Origin of the sequence: Pseudomonas sp. P7779 (assembly GCF_013386315.1) — a bacterium.
GTDB lineage: Bacteria > Pseudomonadota > Gammaproteobacteria > Pseudomonadales > Pseudomonadaceae > Aquipseudomonas.
The window spans coordinates 1-16,439 of record NZ_JACARZ010000034.1; the positions used below are offsets into that span (position 1 = coordinate 1).

General features: G+C 60.7%; 13 protein-coding genes. 7 read left to right on the top strand and 6 right to left on the bottom strand.

Annotation, left to right across the window (positions count from 1 at the left end):
- Nucleotides 1-314 precede the first annotated feature (314 nt).
- On the bottom strand, nucleotides 315-1,106 hold the full coding sequence (locus HX869_RS11465) for a crotonase/enoyl-CoA hydratase family protein (RefSeq protein WP_134326003.1): 792 nt from the start codon (nucleotides 1,104-1,106) through the stop codon (nucleotides 315-317).
- A gap of 423 nt (nucleotides 1,107-1,529) precedes the next feature.
- On the opposite strand from HX869_RS11465, the gene HX869_RS11470 reads away from it, so the two are divergent.
- Nucleotides 1,530-3,203, top strand: coding sequence for a DEAD/DEAH box helicase (locus tag HX869_RS11470; RefSeq protein WP_003209050.1), 1,674 nt, complete (start codon nucleotides 1,530-1,532; stop codon nucleotides 3,201-3,203).
- A gap of 69 nt (nucleotides 3,204-3,272) precedes the next feature.
- Here HX869_RS11470 and HX869_RS11475 read toward each other — a convergent pair whose 3' ends face one another.
- On the bottom strand, nucleotides 3,273-4,040 hold the full coding sequence (locus HX869_RS11475; RefSeq protein WP_003209052.1) for a class III extradiol ring-cleavage dioxygenase: 768 nt from the start codon (nucleotides 4,038-4,040) through the stop codon (nucleotides 3,273-3,275).
- Nucleotides 4,041-4,142: 102 nt separating this feature from the next.
- Between HX869_RS11475 and HX869_RS11480 the strand changes: the two genes are divergently transcribed.
- Nucleotides 4,143-4,799, top strand: coding sequence for a thiopurine S-methyltransferase (locus HX869_RS11480; RefSeq protein WP_177069003.1), 657 nt, complete (start codon nucleotides 4,143-4,145; stop codon nucleotides 4,797-4,799).
- A 51-nt stretch (nucleotides 4,800-4,850) separates the two neighbouring features.
- Here HX869_RS11480 and htpX read toward each other — a convergent pair whose 3' ends face one another.
- Nucleotides 4,851-5,738, bottom strand: coding sequence for a protease HtpX (gene htpX, locus HX869_RS11485; protein ID WP_003209055.1), 888 nt, complete (start codon nucleotides 5,736-5,738; stop codon nucleotides 4,851-4,853).
- A 314-nt stretch (nucleotides 5,739-6,052) separates the two neighbouring features.
- Nucleotides 6,053-7,264, bottom strand: a complete 1,212-nt coding sequence (locus HX869_RS11490; RefSeq protein ID WP_003209058.1) for a pyridoxal phosphate-dependent aminotransferase — start codon at nucleotides 7,262-7,264, stop codon at nucleotides 6,053-6,055.
- 202 nt (nucleotides 7,265-7,466) lie between these two features.
- On the opposite strand from HX869_RS11490, the gene msrB reads away from it, so the two are divergent.
- The 3 genes from msrB (at nucleotide 7,467) to HX869_RS11505 (ending at nucleotide 8,925) form a co-directional block, all read left to right on the top strand.
- Nucleotides 7,467-7,859, top strand: a complete 393-nt coding sequence (gene msrB / locus HX869_RS11495) for a peptide-methionine (R)-S-oxide reductase MsrB (protein ID WP_003209059.1) — start codon at nucleotides 7,467-7,469, stop codon at nucleotides 7,857-7,859.
- Between the two features lie 131 nt (nucleotides 7,860-7,990).
- A complete protein-coding gene (locus tag HX869_RS11500) occupies nucleotides 7,991-8,476 on the top strand; it encodes a glutathione peroxidase (RefSeq protein WP_003209061.1) in 486 nt (161 codons plus the stop codon).
- Nucleotides 8,473-8,925, top strand: coding sequence for a MarR family winged helix-turn-helix transcriptional regulator (locus tag HX869_RS11505; RefSeq protein WP_087694772.1), 453 nt, complete (start codon nucleotides 8,473-8,475; stop codon nucleotides 8,923-8,925). Before HX869_RS11500 ends, HX869_RS11505 begins: the two co-directional genes overlap by 4 nt.
- On the opposite strand, the gene HX869_RS11510 is transcribed toward HX869_RS11505, so the two are convergent.
- Nucleotides 8,909-11,218 carry a response regulator gene (locus HX869_RS11510; RefSeq protein WP_003209064.1) on the bottom strand — a complete coding sequence of 770 codons (2,310 nt, stop codon included), beginning with the start codon at nucleotides 11,216-11,218 and terminating at the stop codon, nucleotides 8,909-8,911. The two genes, HX869_RS11505 and HX869_RS11510, sit on opposite strands and share 17 nt — an antisense overlap.
- A 167-nt stretch (nucleotides 11,219-11,385) precedes the next feature.
- On the opposite strand from HX869_RS11510, the gene HX869_RS11515 reads away from it, so the two are divergent.
- Entirely contained in the window at nucleotides 11,386-12,276 is an 891-nt protein-coding gene (locus HX869_RS11515) for an ATP-binding protein (RefSeq protein WP_003209065.1), read from the top strand.
- Nucleotides 12,273-12,755: a GAF domain-containing protein gene (locus tag HX869_RS11520; protein WP_003209067.1), complete on the top strand. Its 483-nt coding sequence runs from the start codon at nucleotides 12,273-12,275 to the stop codon at nucleotides 12,753-12,755. Before HX869_RS11515 ends, HX869_RS11520 begins: the two co-directional genes overlap by 4 nt.
- A 44-nt stretch (nucleotides 12,756-12,799) precedes the next feature.
- On the opposite strand, the gene HX869_RS11525 is transcribed toward HX869_RS11520, so the two are convergent.
- Entirely contained in the window at nucleotides 12,800-16,432 is a 3,633-nt protein-coding gene (locus tag HX869_RS11525) for a transporter substrate-binding domain-containing protein (RefSeq protein ID WP_177080299.1), read from the bottom strand.
- Nucleotides 16,433-16,439: the final 7 nt, after the last annotated feature.

Below are 16,439 nucleotides of genomic sequence, written 5' to 3' on the forward strand. Positions count from 1 at the left end.
CTTTTGATCTGCTTTTGATTTTGATCTGCGGGCCCCGTCAACCACGATGGCCGCAAGTAGGCACGGTGGAGCGGGTAAATCGGCAAGGATGCCGATTTAGCCGCGCCGGGCCATGGATGGCCCGTCGCGGCGGCCCGCGGAACCGGGCCGGAGTGCGGGCATGCCGAGCCTAGGCGAGGCACCGAGTGGTGGGGCAAAGACCTTTTGGTTACTTTTGGGGCGTTTGCCAAAAGTGACCCGCTGTAAGAGCGGAACCATAAGCGGCCGTTACCTAAATAACGGATATGTACCCCACCCCAAGCCCCCCTCCACAATCAACAGCCTTTAAAAACCCCAGGCCGCTTCTCGACCATCGCCCGTACACCTTCCTTGGCATCCTCACTATTCAGCAGTTTCTCCACCAAAACGGGCAACCCGGCCGCCGCCGCGGTCTCCCCCTCGATCCGTGCCTGGCGCGCCGACATCAGCGTGGCCTGCACCCCCAGCGGCGCCTGCTGGGCAATGCGGTTTGCCAGCGCCACCGCCCGGGGCAACAAATCCTCGCTGGCCATTACCTCCTGCACCAACCCCAACCGCAGCGCTTCATGGGCATCAAACTCATCCCCCGTGAGCAACCAGCGCATGGCATTCCCCCACCCCGCGATCTGATGAAAGCGCAACGTCGCGCCCCCAAAAGGAAAAATCCCGCGCTGCACTTCCATCTGCGCAAACCGGGTGTTGCTGGCACACAGATTGATATCCGCCGCCAACATCAACTCGATACCAATGGTCAGGCAGTACCCCTGAGCCGCAACAATCACCGGCTTACTGACCCGGGGCCCCGCGAAAACGCCCCACGGATCACAACCACCCAACGGCGGTTGCCAGCCTTGTGCCATCGTGGGCCCCACATTGGCCAGGTCCAATCCGGCGGTAAAGTGATCGCCATGCCCGAAGACAATGGCCACCCGCGCTTGCTCATTGCGATCAAATTCGCCATACGCCAGGCTCAAATCATTGAGCAATTCCAGGTCGAACGCATTGCGCTTGGCCACGCGATCCAGGCCCAGCAACAGGATATGACCCTGCTGTTCACGGCTGACGCGGCTGTTGGTGGCTTGGTTCATGGGGTGTGCCCTCGGGCGCAAAGGGAGGTTTCGGACCGAAGGGCCCGCTGTTAAGGGTGAACCGTTTAAGCGTCATGACCAACAGGGCCGGGCCTTTGAAAAATAGACCCTGCTGCCTGGATGCGCAAAGCCTTTGATGCAGAGGCGTTTACCTGCGGTTTGCGATAAAAAAAGCTCCCTTTTTCAGCGATTTCCGGTATAGTGCGCGCCGGCCTTTAACCGGGCCGCGTTTAGGTAGCGCAATTCCCCGAAGTCAGCTTCGGCTGCACGTCCGCACAGCGGACTCTTCCTTGACGAATCTTTTTCATTCATTCGTTTTCGCAAATCCCCGCCGACAAAGCAGCCAGGGCGACTCTTGAGTCTCAACACGGCATGCGCAGCTTTGGAGCATGGGTCTTTGCGGATGCACTTAGAGGCAGACCCATGACCCAGGAAACCGGCGGCTTCGCCGCTTTTAATCTTAACCCGAACATTCTTGCTGCCGTCATCGCGACTGGCTACGAAGAACCTTCGGCTATTCAGCAGCAATCGATCCCGATCATCATGGCCGGCCAAGACATGATTGGCCAAGCGCAAACCGGTACCGGTAAAACCGCCGCGTTCGCCCTGCCAATCCTGCACTGCATCGATCCTGCCAAGCGCGAGCCGCAAGCCCTGATCCTGGCGCCAACCCGTGAGTTGGCGCTGCAAGTAGCAACCGCTTTCGAAACCTACGCCAAGCAAATGCCGGGCGTTACCGTTGTGGCCGTTTACGGCGGCGCGCCTATGGGCCCACAACTGAAAGCAATCCGTAACGGCGCACAGATCGTTGTCGCCACTCCGGGCCGTCTGTGCGACCACCTGCGTCGCGACGAAAAAGTGCTGTCGACCGTGAACCACCTGGTTCTGGACGAAGCTGACGAAATGCTCAAGCTGGGCTTCATGGACGACCTGGAAGTCATCTTCAAGGCACTGCCAGCAACCCGTCAGACCGTACTGTTCTCGGCTACCCTGCCACAGTCGATCCGTGCCATTGCCGAACGCCATCTGCGCGATCCGCAACACGTGAAGATCCAGACCAAGACTCAGACCGTTACCGCGATCGAACAGGCTCACCTGTTGGTTCACGCTGACCAGAAGACCTCGGCTGTATTGAGCCTGCTGGAAGTCGAAGACTTCGACGCCCTGATCATGTTCGTGCGCACCAAGCAAGCGACCCTGGACCTGGCCAGCGCCCTGGAAGCCAAAGGCTACAAAGCCGCTGCGCTGAACGGTGACATTGCTCAGAACCAGCGTGAGCGCGTGATCGACTCCCTCAAGGATGGCCGTCTGGACATCGTTGTGGCGACCGACGTTGCTGCCCGTGGCCTCGACGTTCCACGTATCACCCACGTGTTCAACGTTGATATGCCTTACGATCCAGAGTCCTACGTTCACCGTATCGGCCGTACCGGCCGTGCTGGTCGCGAAGGTCGTGCATTGCTGCTGGTGACTCCACGTGAGCGCCGCATGCTGCAAGTGATCGAGCGTGTAACCGGTCAGAAAGTTGCCGAAGTCCGCCTGCCGGATGCCCAGGCCGTTCTCGATGCGCGCATCAAGAAACTGACCAACAGCCTGTCGCCACTGGTGGCTGATGCTGAATCGACCCACGGCGATCTGCTGGACCGCCTGACTGCCGATATCGGTTGCACCCCGCGTGCCCTGGCTGCAGCCCTGCTGCGCAAGGCTACCAACGGTCAGGCCCTGACCCTGGCTGCCATCGAGAAAGAACGTCCACTGGTGCCGAACAACGCTCCGCGCGGTGATCGTCCAGAGCGTACTGGCGACCGTCCGGACCGTGGTGATCGTGAGCGTCGTGCTCCGGTTCCATTGGCTGAAGGCCGTGCTCGCTGCCGTACCGCGCTGGGCGCGCGTGATGGCATCGCTGCCAAGAACCTGCTGGGCGCTATCCTCAACGAGGGTGGCCTGGCACGTGAAGCGATCGGTCGCATCCAGGTGCGTGACAGCTTCTCCCTGGTGGAGCTGCCGGAAGATGGTCTGGAGAAACTCCTGACCAAGCTGAAGGACACCCGCGTTGCCGGTAAGCAGTTGAAGCTGCGTCGCTACCGCGAAGATTGATCCGCCCCCGGGCTGATTGATCGAACATAAAAAATCCCCGACTGGTTCGGGGATTTTTTTTGCCTGCAATCAGGCGAAACGGTAGATGTCCATGCCCAGCGCACCCATGGTAAAGCCTTGGTGGGCCGCGCTGAATTCACCGCCGGCGCCCCGGGCGAAATACAGCGGCAGCAAATGCTCGTCGCTGGGGTGGCTGCGCACGGCATGAGGTGCCTGGCGACGATAGTCGTGCAGCGCGGCTTCATCGTTGGCTGCCAGTTTGCTGACCATCCAATCGCGAAAATCCCGCGCCCAGGGCTCGATGCTCTCCGGCCCGGCATGCCAGTCCAGTTCGCCGAGATTGTGGGTAATGCTGCCGGAGCCGATCAGCAGCACGCCCTGTTCCCGCAGGCTCGCCAGTGCGTGGCCGACACGGGTTTGCAGGGCAGGGCCCATGCGGCTTGGCAGCGATACCTGCACCACCGGGATATCGGCCGCCGGGTACATCAGCGACAGGGGCACCCAGGTGCCGTGGTCGAAGGGGCGCTGATCATCAATGCGCGCTTCCAGGCCGTCAGCCTTGAGCAACTGCACGATTTGGGCGGCCAACTGCGGGTCACCGGGTGCCGGGTACTGCACCGCGAACAGTTCCCGTGGGAAGCCGCCGAAGTCGTGCCAGGTCTCTGGTGCGGCGCTGCCAGTCACGAGCAGCCCCTGGCTTTCCCAGTGCGCCGAGACCACCACAATGGCCTTGGGGCGTGGCAGCTCGGCTGCCAGGCGCTTGAGTGCCGGGCCACTGGCACCGGGTTGCAGGGCAAGCATGGGCGAACCGTGGGAGATAAACAGGCTGGGCAGCATGAGTAGGGTCCTGAGGGTTAAGATGGGACCATCTTCAATCAGATCATTGATCTAAATCTAATATAAGTTTTAGCGCTATTTGATCAAGTTTTAGGGTGAATCATGGAACCTGGATTTTGGCATGAGCGTTGGGCGCGCAATCAGACGGGTTTCCACTTGCCCGAAGTGAATCCTTACCTGCTGCGTCACTGGCCCGGCCTGGGCGTGGCGAACGGGGCGCAGGTGCTGGTGCCGTTGTGCGGCAAGAGCCTGGACCTGGTGTGGCTGGCGAGCATCGGGCATCGGGTGATCGGGGTCGAGTTGTCGGAAAAGGCCGTTGAAGAGTTTTTCAGCGAGCAGGAGCTGATGCCGCAGGTCAGCCAGCGCGGCGCTTTCAAAGTTTTCCAGGCGGGTTCCATCGAGCTGTGGTGCGGGGATTTCTTCGCCCTGGATGCCGGTGCCGTGGTTGGTTGCACAGCGCTTTACGACCGGGCGGCGCTGATTGCCCTGCCACCGTTGATGCGCGAGCAGTATGCGGCGCACTTGAATGGGATTCTGGCGGGAGGCAGTCGTGGCCTGTTGATCACCCTCGACTATGAACAATCGCAGAAGGCCGGCCCGCCGTTCGCGGTGAGCGATGAGGAAGTGCAATTGCTCCTGGGCGGCCGGTGGAGCCTGGATGTGCTGCAGGAGCAGGACATCCTGGGGGACAGCTGGAAGTTTGTTCAGGACGGCGTCACGCGCCTGGACGAGCGGGTGTACCGGTTGGCCAGGCGCTGAAGAGCGCCCACAAAAAAGGGGCGATTGAATCGCCCCTTCTTCTTGTCGCTATCAGCCGCGACGACGCAGTGCGTCAATTCGCTCTTCCAGTGGCGGGTGGCTCATGAACAGGCGAGCCATGCCCTGCTTGATGCCACCGTTGATGCCAAAGGCGGTCAGGGTGTTCGGCATGTGCACCGGCAAGCCCTGTTCGGAGCGCAGGTGCTGCAGGGCGCTGATCATCGCGCCGGTACCGGCCAGGCGTGCGCCGGCTTCGTCTGCGCGGAATTCCCGTTTGCGCGAGAACCACATCACGATCGAGCTGGCGAGGAAGCCCAGTACCAGTTCGGCGAAGATGGTCGCCACGTAGTAGGCCATGCCCTGGCCCTGTTCGTTCTTGAAGATCACCTTGTCGACGAAGTTGCCGATGATCCGCGCGAAGAACATCACGAAGGTGTTCACCACGCCCTGGACCAGCGCCAGGGTGACCATGTCACCGTTGGCCACGTGGCCGATCTCGTGGGCCAGCACCGCCTTGATTTCGTCGGGCGAGAACCGCTCCAGCAAGCCCTGGCTGACGGCCACAAGGGCGTCGTTCTTGTTCCAGCCGGTAGCAAAGGCGTTCGCTTCATAGGCCGGGAAGATCCCGACTTCAGGCATCTTGATCCCGGCTTCGCGGGACAGTTGCTCGACGGTCTGCAGCAGCCATTGCTCATGACGGGTGCGTGGCTGGGTAATGATCTGGGTGCTGGTGCTCATCTTCGCCATCCACTTGGAGATGAACAGCGAGAAAATCGACCCGGCAAAACCAAAGACCGCACAGAAGATCAGCAGCTGATTGAGGTTCAGATCAACCCCGTTGGCCGCCATGATCCCATTGAAGCCGAAAAGGCTCAGCGTGATGCTGGCAATCAGCACGACCGCCAGGTTAGTGGCCAAGAACAGCAGAATGCGCATCATGGTTGTAGAATTCTCCTCATGCTTAATATGTCGCGTACTGCGGGGTATATAAGGTGCGGCATGGGGCTATTCAACCGGGGGACTATTTCAAACTGTGTCCTACAGCCTGAATGTAGAGCCTTGAAGGGAATTTCCGAGGCCTGGTGTGGCTCGGCAGCCTCGCCCCATTACCTTGCAGCCCTGTAATTATAGGGTGATGCCCGAGCAAGGGTGGAGCCGGCAGGCGTAAAAGGCGATACCGCCCGCGCAGGGCAGAGAAGTGTTGCCAGATAATCGCTGTACGACCACGGGTGGGCCGTACAGCGCAATGCCCATTACTGGCGATAGGACTTCAGGAAGTTGCCGATGCGACCGATGGCCATCTCCAGGTCATCCACCCGCGGCAGGGTGACCACCCGGAAGTGATCCGGCCACGGCCAGTTGAACGCCGTACCCTGGACCACCAGCAGCTTTTCCGACAGCAGCAGGTCGAGCACGAACTTCTCGTCGTTGAGGATCGGGCACACTTTCGGGTCGATCCGCGGGAACGCATACAGCGCCCCCATCGGCTTGACGCAACTGACGCCGGGAATCGCGTTCAACAGTTCCCAGGTGCGGTTGCGCTGCTCCAGCAGGCGGCCTTGTGGCAGCACCAGGTCGTTGATGCTCTGGTAGCCGCCCAGTGCGGTCTGGATGGCGTGCTGGCTCGGCACGTTGGCACACAGGCGCATGTTGGCCAGCATGTCGATGCCCTCGATGTAGCTCTGGGCATTGTGCTTGGGGCCGGAAATGGCGATCCAGCCGGAACGGAAGCCCGCCACCCGGTAGGATTTAGACAGCCCGTTGAAGGTCAGGCACAACAGGTCCGGCGCCAGGGAGGCGGTGCAGATGTGCACGGCGTCGTCGTAGAGGATCTTGTCGTAGATCTCATCGGAAAACACCACCAGGTTGTGCTGGCGCGCGAGTTCGAGCATGCCCAGCAACACTTCCCTGGAGTAGACGGCGCCGGTGGGGTTGTTCGGGTTGATGATCACCAGGGCCTTGGTGTTCGGGGTGATCTTGGCCTTGATGTCGGCCAGGTCCGGGAACCAGTCGGCGCCTTCGTCACACAGGTAATGCACCGGATGGCCACCGGCCAGGGTTACGGCGGCGGTCCACAGCGGGTAGTCGGGAGCCGGAACCAGCACTTCGTCGCCGTTGTTGAGCAGGGCCTGCATGGACATGACGATCAGCTCGGACACGCCGTTGCCTAGGTAGATGTCTTCGATGCCGACACCTTCAACCTGCTTCTGCTGGTAGTACTGCATGACGGCCTTGCGCGCGCTGAACAGGCCTTTGGAGTCGCTGTAGCCTTGTGCGGTAGGCAGGTTGCGGATCACGTCCTGGAGGATTTCGTCCGGCGCTTCGAAACCAAAGGGTGCCGGGTTGCCAATGTTCAGCTTGAGGATGCGATGGCCTTCCTCTTCCAGGCGTTTGGCGTGCTTGAGCACCGGGCCGCGAATGTCGTAGCAGACGTTGGCGAGCTTGTTCGATTTGCTGACCTGCATGGCGATGTGATCCTGAAAATGAACGATCCAGACGGTGTGAAGACTACCGTGCTGAGAATCCTGCGTTGGCCTGACCCATAAATACGTTTGAATGCCGGTAACGCGGGTGCCAGACTGGCGCTTTGAAGAGGCGCAATCATACGTGCCGCCTGATCCATGGAAAAGACACAGATCAGGCTTTTTCAGTTGCCGAGGTGTACCGATGGAAAAGTTGCAGAAAACCGTTGAAGAATGGAAAGCCATGCTCGACCCGGAGCAGTACAACGTGTGCCGCCTCAAAGGCACCGAGCGACCGTTCAGCGGCAAGTACAACGGCACCAAGACCGACGGCGTCTACCACTGCATCTGCTGCAATGAGCCGCTGTTCGATTCCAGGGCCAAGTTTGACTCCGGCTGCGGCTGGCCCAGCTTCTACGAGCCGATCGCCGAGCAGGCCATGGTCGAGATCCGGGACGTCAGCCACGGCATGATCCGCACCGAAGTCACCTGCGCCAAGTGCGATGCGCACCTGGGCCACGTGTTCCCGGACGGACCGCCACCGACCGGTTTGCGTTACTGCATCAACTCGGTGTGCCTGGACCTGGTACCGCGCTGAGCCGTCAGGCTCCTGCGGGCTTCGTGCCCGCAGGGGCCGTTATATCAAGGCATAAGTCCCGCCAATTAAATTGCACACAATTGAATTGCCTACTATCGTTTAGTCCTTCTTATCTCTGTAGAGGCACTGCCATGAGCGACAACCTGCTGAGCATCCCTTGCACCACCATCAAGGGTGAGCAAAAGACCTTGGCCGATTTCGCCGGCAAGGCGATTCTGGTGGTCAACACTGCCAGCAAGTGCGGCTTCACCCCGCAATACAAGGGGCTTGAGGAGCTCTGGCAGCATTACAAGGACCAGGGCCTGGTGGTATTGGGCTTTCCCTGCAACCAGTTCGGCAAGCAGGAGCCGGGCAACGAAGGCGCCATTTCGGAGTTTTGCGAGCTGAACTTTGGTGTCAGTTTCCCGCTGTTCAAGAAGATTGACGTCAACGGCAGCGATGCCCATCCATTGTTCGTACAGCTTAAAAAGCAGGCCCCGGGATTGCTGGGCTCCAAGGGCATCAAGTGGAACTTCACCAAGTTCCTGATCGGTCGCGACGGCCAGGTGGTCAAGCGCTTCGCCCCGACCACCAAGCCCCAGGACCTGACCCAAGAGATCGAAGCCCTGCTCAAATGACCGACCTGTCCCTGGCCCTCGACGACCAACTGTGCTTCAAGCTCTACGCCGCCTCCCGCGCGGTCACCCGGGCCTACAAGCCGATGCTCGATCAGTTGGGACTGACCTATCCGCAATACCTGGTGATGCTGGTGCTGTGGGAATGGCAGGCTGCAGCGGTGTCGCAGCCTACGGTCAAGGCCCTGGGCGAGCGCCTGCTGCTGGATTCCGGCACGCTGACGCCACTGCTCAAGCGCCTGGAGCAGCTTACCCTGGTGCGGCGTCAGCGCAGTGCGCTGGATGAGCGTGAAGTGCACCTGAGCCTGACCGATGAAGGCCGGCACCTGCGCGACCGGGTGCAGCCGCTGAAGGCTCGCCTGTTGTGTGACAGCGGCGTTGATCTGAACCAGGCCGATGCCTTGCGTGACGGTCTGGATCAGCTGTTGCGCCAGATCAAAGACTTGTCGTAGTCGGCACCCACAGATCGAGCAAGGCCTTGAGTTCTTCCCGGCGAAACGGCTTGGCCAGGTAATCGTTCATGCCCGCAGCCCGGCAGCGCTCGCGTTCCTCGGACATGGCATTGGCCGTCAAGGCGACGATCGGCAAGTCCGGCCAGCGCCCGCTGCGGCGGATCTGCCGACTGGCCTCATAGCCATCCATCACCGGCATATTGCAGTCCATCAACACCATGTCGAAGCCTTGCTCTTCCAGCAGCTTGAGGGCTTCACCACCGTGGGCGGCGACGATCACCTCGCACCCGAGCTTGCCGAGCATGCCCTTGGCCACCAGTTGATTGACCGGGTTGTCCTCCACCAGCAGGATGCGCGCCCGGTGGGCGAGGGGGCCGGTTTCCAGCTGGATCAGGTCCAGGACCAGGTCCGGATCGGTGCGCAAGTTGCGTTGCAGGACCTGGTACAGCGCGGTGCGGCTCAGGGGGCGGGCCTGTTGCTGCAAGGGGGCCAGGGCCGCGACTTCTTCGCTGGGCATGAAGTTGCCGTAGGCGGTTACCACCAGGATCGGGGCGGTGATCATCGGGCGCAGGCGGAACAGGCATTCGGGGCAGTCGGTGATCAGCAGGTCGGGATTCTGCCCGCTCAAGTCATCGTCGATGGAATAACAGCGCGGAGCCAGGCCCCAACTCGGCAGCAGGCTGGTGAGGAGTTCTGCCAGCCCGCTGCTGGTGCTGGTGATGGCGATTACATCTCCAGCCAAAGGCGCCAGGCGCACCGCCGGCAAGTGGGTCGGCAAGGGCAGGTCGGCACAGAACTGGCTGCCAAAGCCAGCTTCCGAGCTGATGCTCAGGCGGCCCTTCATGGCTTCGCACAGGTTGTGGGTCAGCGCCAGGCCCAGACCTGTCCCGCCGAACTGGCGGGTGATGCCCGCACCGGCTTGGGTGAACGGCTGGAAAATCTTGACCTGGGCATCCTGGGCGATCCCGATACCGGTGTCGCACACCTCGATCCTGACCCGGCCGGCCTGGGCACTGAGGCGTACATCCACCCGGCCGAAACGTGTGAACTTCAGGGCGTTGGACAGCAAATTGCTGACAATCTGCCGTACCCGCGTCGGGTCGCCCAGCACCTGGGCGGGAAACTGCGGGTCGATCAGGCACGTCAGCTCCACGCTGGGCGCGGCGTTTTGCGAGAGCAGGTTGGCGGTGTCTTCCACCAGTGAACCGAGGTCGAACGGGATGCTTTCCAGTTCCAGTTGGCCGGCGTCGAACTTCGACAGGTCGAGGATATCGTTGAGTAGCTCCACCAGTACTTTGCCGGAGTCATGGGCGATCGACAGTTGCTGGCGTTGCTCGGCGTTCAGCGGGCTGTCGAGGGAGAGGGCGATCATCCCCAGCAGGCCGTTCAGCGGTGTACGGATTTCATGGCTCATGTTGGCCAGGAACGCCGCCCGTGCCTGGGCCATGCCCAGGGCCGTCATCTTCGCCGCTTCCAGCTCGTCGTTCGAGAGCGTCAGCCGATGATTGATCGCCTTGAGCTCGGTGGTGCGGGCGGAGACGATGTCTTCCAGTTGGCCGAGGTATTCGGTCAGGCGATTTTCAGCATGCCGGCGTTGCTGGATTTCAGTCTCCATGTTTTCAAACTGTTGGTTGGCAACGTTGACCAGTACGCCGATTTCGTCGTGCTCGTGCCCCGGCGGGCAGTCCAGGCGCTCGTGCTTGCGTGAGCTCAGCTCGCGGATAATGCGCACCAGCGGCTTGGTCAGCATCACGTAGAAAAGCGCCAACAGAATGCCGGTGAGGATCAGGCTGCGGGCGAAGCCGTTGAGCAGGGTGATCTCGGCGCGGTGCAGGAAGCGGCTGCCGAACGCGTAGGTGTCTACGTCAAGACGCAGTACACCGAGGGAATCGTTGGGCATGTGGGCGAGGTAGAGCCGATCTTCGAATTGGCGGTTGGCGCCAAACAGGAAGTCGCTGATGGGCCGGTAGGTGCTTTCCTTGCGCGGGCGATGGACATCGGCCAGCACCAAACCGTTGTTGTCGATCAGTTGTGCATGGGTGATGGCGGGGGAGTGCAGCAGGCCCAGCGTCAGTTCCTGGGCCAGCTCGGCGTCGATGTTGTAGGCGATGCGCGAAGCCGGGTTATGGCTGATTTCAATCAGCGCACGTATTTCCCGGTTGATGGAAGCGTCTTCGCTGGCATAATCAATCCCAATCTGTATCAGGCTGAGCAAGGTTCCCAAGACGAATCCGACCAGCACTGTCAGTCTGGCTTGTTTATAAGACAAGCGGTGGGCGAACTTGATATCCATCGGGTGCTGTACCACTTTACGTTTCCTTTCGCCCGGCAAGCATAGCTGAACATCCACAGGCTCAAACTTGCCCGGCACGAATCGATTTTATTCGGTGCAGCCCTGCACGGTCTGCCTCAGGGTTGCCAATACGCCATCTTTTACAAGAACTTGCCAGAGGAATAGTCGTGGATTCTCGATTGAATGCCTTTCTTGAGCGTGCCGACGCGGTACTGGCTCGCCTGGAGCCCTTGTTGCCTGCCCCGCGCGAAGCCGTTGACTGGAACCATTGCCTGGCTGCCCGTTGGCAGCGCGAAGGTCGCAGCGGCTTTTTATTGCCACTGGAAGTCAGCCTGGATATGCGCCTGTCCGACCTGATCGGCGTGGATAAACAGCGCGAACAATTGGCCCGTAACACCCAACAGTTTCTCGACGGCCTGCCGGCCAACCATGCGCTGCTCTGGGGCTCGCGCGGCACCGGTAAATCGTCCATGGTGCGCGCCTTGCTGGCCCAGCACGCCAAGGCCGGGCTGCGCCTGATCGAGATCGAGCGCGATCACCTGGCGGACTTGCCGCGGGTGGTCGAGCAACTGATCAAATTGCCACAACGCTTTGTGTTGTTCTGCGATGACCTGTCTTTCGAAGCCGGCGAGAGCGATTATCGTGTACTCAAGAGCGTACTCGACGGCTCCCTGGAGCAGGCGCCGGAAAACGTCCTGTTGTATGCCACCTCCAACCGTCGTCACCTGGTGCCCGAGAACCAGAGCGATAACGAGAACTGGAAGACCATAGACGGCGAGCTGCATCCCAACGAAGCGGTGGAGGACAAGATTGCCCTGTCTGACCGTTTCGGCTTGTGGCTGTCGTTTTACCCGTTCAATCAGGAGCACTTCCTGGATGTGGTCGAGCACTGGATCGGCGAGTTGGCGAGCAAGGCCGGTCTGCAGTGGCAACGCGATGAAGAGTTGGACATCCTCGCCGTGCGCTGGGCCACCGGGCGCGGTAATCGCAACGGCCGTTGTGCCTATCAGTTCGCCCGCTACTGGGTGGGCCTCAAGTTGTTGGAGCGTCAACCATGATTGATTTGCAACAGGCTGGAACCGGCCTCGATGGCTACGCCATGCTGCATGCGCAGCTGGAATCGCTGTTGGCGGATGAGCGGGATTTCATTGCCAATGCCGCGCAGTTTTCTGCGTTCCTGTTCAACCAGCTGGATGATTTGAACTGGGCAGGCTTCTACCTCAACCGCAATGAAGAGCTAGTGCTCGGGCCGTTCCAGGGGCAGATCGCCTGTGTGCGCATTCCGTTCGGTCGCGGTGTGTGCGGCGCGGCAGCGGCCTCGCGGCAAACCCAGCGGGTGGAAGACGTGCATGCATTCCCGGGGCATATCGCCTGTGACAGTGCGTCCAACAGCGAGTTGGTCGTCCCGTTGGTCAAGGACGGGCGCTTGATTGGTGTGCTCGACCTGGACAGCCCATCGCTGTCGCGGTTTACCCCGCAGGATCAGGCCGGCATCGAGCAGTTGGCGGCGATTTTCCTGCGGTTGACCGATTGTTGATGGGGTGAGTCTCCTGCAGGAGCGAGCAAGTTCGCTCCTGCAGGCTATCGACAGTCCAGCACGTCCAGTTGCATCTGCAGCATCCTCTCCAGCTCAAGCATGGATTTCTCTATTGCCTTGATGCCCGCCTCGATAACGTGTGGTGTCTCGCGTTCGCCACACGCCTGCTCCAACGCTTCGCATTGTCCGGACAAGGTATCGGCCTGGATGATCCGGGCGGCGCCCTTGATCTTGTGGGCCTGGTCGATCAGGTCGCCGGGCGCGGCTTGCCGTGCCAGCATGGCCATCAGCTCGACCCGATCATTCCGGCTGCTGCTGAGCAACTCCTCGAGCAAACGCCGGCTCAACTGTGGGTCACCGCCCGTCATCGCGTCCAGGCTTTGCAGGGTAAACACGTTGCGGGTGGGCAGCGGATCGACCTGCGCCAGGTGCTGTTCCAGCGCAGTAAGACTGATGGGTTTGAACAGGCAGTCATTCATGCCGGCGTCAAAGCAGCGTTGTTTCTCCTCGGGCTGCGCGTTGGCGGTGAAGCCGAGTATCACGCACGGGGTTTTCTGCTCGCGCTCCTCATACTCGCGAATGGAGTGACTCAATTCGTAGCCGTTCATGATCGGCATATTGCAGTCGGCAATGACCAGGTCGAAGTGTTCCTGGCGCCAGGCCTGGAACCCCGCAGCACCATGATGGGCCGCGGTGAACTGATGCCCCAGGAAACCCAGTTGCTGGCACATCAGCAAGCGGTTGGCCGGATGGTCATCCACCACCAGCACGTTGAGTACTGGCGCCGGCGTGGCCGCGGCCGGTTCAAGCTTGTCTACGGCCTTGACCGGCGGCAGGCTGGTCATCTTCAGGCTGACGTGGACCTGGGTGCCTACCATGGGTACGCTGCTCAGGCTCAATTGCCCGCCCATCATGGCGCACAGGCTGCGACAGATCACCAGGCCCAGGCCGGCGCCGCTCCTGGCCAGGTGCCCGGAGTTGTCGGCCTGGGCGAACGGCTCGAACAGGCGTAGCTGGTCTTCGCGATTGATCCCGATGCCGGTGTCCTCCACTACCAGTTTCATCTCGATCTGTTGAGGTTGCCCGGTCGCCTTCAGCTGCACCTTGATCTTCACCTGCCCGCGTTCAGTGAACTTGATCGCATTGCTCACCAGGTTCGAGAGCACCTGCTTGAACCGCAGAGGGTCGATCAGTACGTCGGTATCCTCGACATCGGGGGTGAACTCCAGCACCAGGCTCAGGGTTTTCTGGCGCGCCAGGCCATCGAACACGCGGACCACCGACTCGATGACTTCGCGCAGGTTGACCCGCTCCGGGGCCAGGCTCAATCGACCGGACTCGATACGTGCAATGTCCAGAATGTCGCCGATCAACTCCAGCAGGTCCTTGGCCGAGTTGTAGGCGACCTCGATCGCAGGGCGATCGAGATGTCCCTGATCGGCGCGCTTGAGTGTCAATTCCAGCATGCCAATGACGGCGTTCATCGGCGTGCGGATTTCGTGGCTCATGGTGGCCAGGAACGTGCTTTTCGCGCGATTGGCCTCGTCGGCGCGTTCCTTGGCGGCGCGCAACTCGTCGAACAACTGGCGCCGTTCGCTGATATCGATCCAGCCGCCAATGATGCCCTGGACCTCGCCCACGGAGTCGCGGTAGGGGAGGATCCAGTGGTAGATCGTGAGTTTTTTCCCGTGCACGTGCAGGGTGCGATCAAGGATCAACGGTTTACCCTCGGCCACTACCCGCTGGTAGTCGGCATGGTACTGCGCCGCCTCCGTCTCAAGGGCCATGCTCATCTGCGTGATGCTTTTGCCGATGACGTCTTCACGCTTGATGTCGAACGTCTGCAGGTAGCTATCGTTGCAGGTCTGCAGATAGCCGTTGTGGTCGCGTACGTAGATCGGATGGGGCGTTTCATTGACCAGCGCCCGCATGAACTCGAACTGGTCGTTAAGGGCGCGCTCGGCCAGTTTTCGGTGCTTGATCTGGCGCTGCAGGTAGCCGTTCCAGGCCAGGGAAATCAACAGCAGCAGCCCAGTGCCGATGATGATCTGGGCAATCAGGCGATGGTAATTGCGCCAGTAGCCATCGGACGCTGCGTTGTAGCCGCGCCAGCGGCTGTTGATCGCCGCCATCTCATCCGGGGCGATACTCAGCAGTGCCTTGTCCAGGATCGAACTCAGCTCCGTGGCGTGTCGGGACGTCGCCAGGGCAAACGTCGCAGGCAACGTGCCGATGCTGGAACTGATCTGCAGTTTGTCCTGGAATGCCGGAGAAGAAAGCAGGTAGTTGGCGATCACCAAAGGGTTCACTGCGCCCTCGACTTGCCCCTGTGCCAGCAATTCCGATGCCTTGAAGGTATCCCCGGTTTCCACCAGGTTTATCTGGGCAAATGCCTGCTGCAGGAATTTTTCCAGCTGATTGCCCTGGGTAATCGCCAGGCGCTTGCCGGCCAGTTCTTGAAGGCTTGTGGGCGCGCCCGGCTCTTTACGGGTCAATAATACGTAGGAGTTTTCCAGGTAGGGGCGGCTGAAGTTCAACTGGGACTCGCGCCCGGTACTGGGGGTAATTGCGCCGATGATGTCGGCTGCGCCGGTCTGCACCAGTTCCATCATGTTGGCGACGTCACGCACGTGTTGAATCTCGAAGCGCAGGCCGGTTCGCAGGCGGATCAGCTCCAGCACGTCGGCGGTGACGCCCCGGAACTTGCCGTCGGTATCGAAGAACGTCAGGGGGGCGAGGGTTTCATTGACCACCACCTTCACCACGGGGTTGTCCTTGAGCCAGCGCTCTTCGCGCAGGCTCAGTTGCAGCTTGCGGTCGGTCAGCAGAATGTCGCTGCCCGCACTCCAGCGCTTGGCGATGCTGTCACGTTCATAGGTTGATACGCCATCGAGCACTGAGTCGATGATACTCAGGAGAATGGGTTGATCCTTGCGCAAGGCGAAGCTGAACCCGTGGGCCTCGTGCTTGCCGAAGTTGGCCATGCGGATATTTTTCAGGTAGCCCTTGTTGATCATGTAGTGAGTGGAAATGGTGTCGCCCAGGAATACGTCAGCCTGGTCGAATGCCACGGCATTCAAGGCATTTTGATAGGACGGGTAGGCGTGGATGGTCGCCTTGGGGTACAGCGCCTGCACTTCGTCCATGGGCAGGTAATGGTAGACAAGACTCAGGCGCAGGCCGGCCAGGCCGTCGCCAAGGTCGCGGTTCTCACCTTCACGGGTCACCAGTACCGGCTGATCCACTGCGTAGGGCAGTGACAGCACGATGTCGGGATTCGCCGCTTCAAAACCGTTGGCAGACCCCAGAAAATCGATTTCGCCGTTTGCCAGCGCCTGGATCGCGGCTTCACGGGAGGAGTAGCGCAACACGGTGAGCGGTATCGCCAGTGTCCTGGCCAGCAGCCCGGCGTAATCGGCAGTCAGCCCTTCATAATCACGCCCGCTGGAGGTGATGTCGAAGGGCGGATAGTCGGGTGCAGAGGTGCCCAGTATCAGTTCCCGTTTGTTCTGCAGCCACTGGCGTTGTGTCTTGTTCAGGGGGGTGTCCAGTTGAACGGCACCGGCACGCCCCAGCAGGGCATATTGCTCGGGAACAGTTTGTTCGGCAGGCACGGAAGTGCTGAGGCACACCCCGATACTCAATATGATTAGATAGTCCTTTAATCGCCTGGGCATCCGATTT

What these genes read in the sequence shown, in the direction of transcription:
- msrB (WP_003209059.1), top strand. Translation starts at nt 7,467, where the DNA reads ATGGAAAAGTTGCAGAAAACCGTTGAAGAATGGAAAGCCATGCTCGAC.
- HX869_RS11525 (WP_177080299.1), bottom strand. Translation starts at nt 16,432, where the DNA reads ATGCCCAGGCGATTAAAGGACTATCTAATCATATTGAGTATCGGGGTG.
- htpX (WP_003209055.1), bottom strand. Translation starts at nt 5,738, where the DNA reads ATGATGCGCATTCTGCTGTTCTTGGCCACTAACCTGGCGGTCGTGCTG.
- HX869_RS11475 (WP_003209052.1), bottom strand. Translation starts at nt 4,040, where the DNA reads ATGCTGCCCAGCCTGTTTATCTCCCACGGTTCGCCCATGCTTGCCCTG.
- HX869_RS11480 (WP_177069003.1), top strand. Translation starts at nt 4,143, where the DNA reads ATGGAACCTGGATTTTGGCATGAGCGTTGGGCGCGCAATCAGACGGGT.
- HX869_RS11520 (WP_003209067.1), top strand. Translation starts at nt 12,273, where the DNA reads ATGATTGATTTGCAACAGGCTGGAACCGGCCTCGATGGCTACGCCATG.
- HX869_RS11490 (WP_003209058.1), bottom strand. Translation starts at nt 7,264, where the DNA reads ATGCAGGTCAGCAAATCGAACAAGCTCGCCAACGTCTGCTACGACATT.
- HX869_RS11470 (WP_003209050.1), top strand. Translation starts at nt 1,530, where the DNA reads ATGACCCAGGAAACCGGCGGCTTCGCCGCTTTTAATCTTAACCCGAAC.
- HX869_RS11500 (WP_003209061.1), top strand. Translation starts at nt 7,991, where the DNA reads ATGAGCGACAACCTGCTGAGCATCCCTTGCACCACCATCAAGGGTGAG.
- HX869_RS11505 (WP_087694772.1), top strand. Translation starts at nt 8,473, where the DNA reads ATGACCGACCTGTCCCTGGCCCTCGACGACCAACTGTGCTTCAAGCTC.
- HX869_RS11465 (WP_134326003.1), bottom strand. Translation starts at nt 1,106, where the DNA reads ATGAACCAAGCCACCAACAGCCGCGTCAGCCGTGAACAGCAGGGTCAT.
- HX869_RS11510 (WP_003209064.1), bottom strand. Translation starts at nt 11,218, where the DNA reads ATGGATATCAAGTTCGCCCACCGCTTGTCTTATAAACAAGCCAGACTG.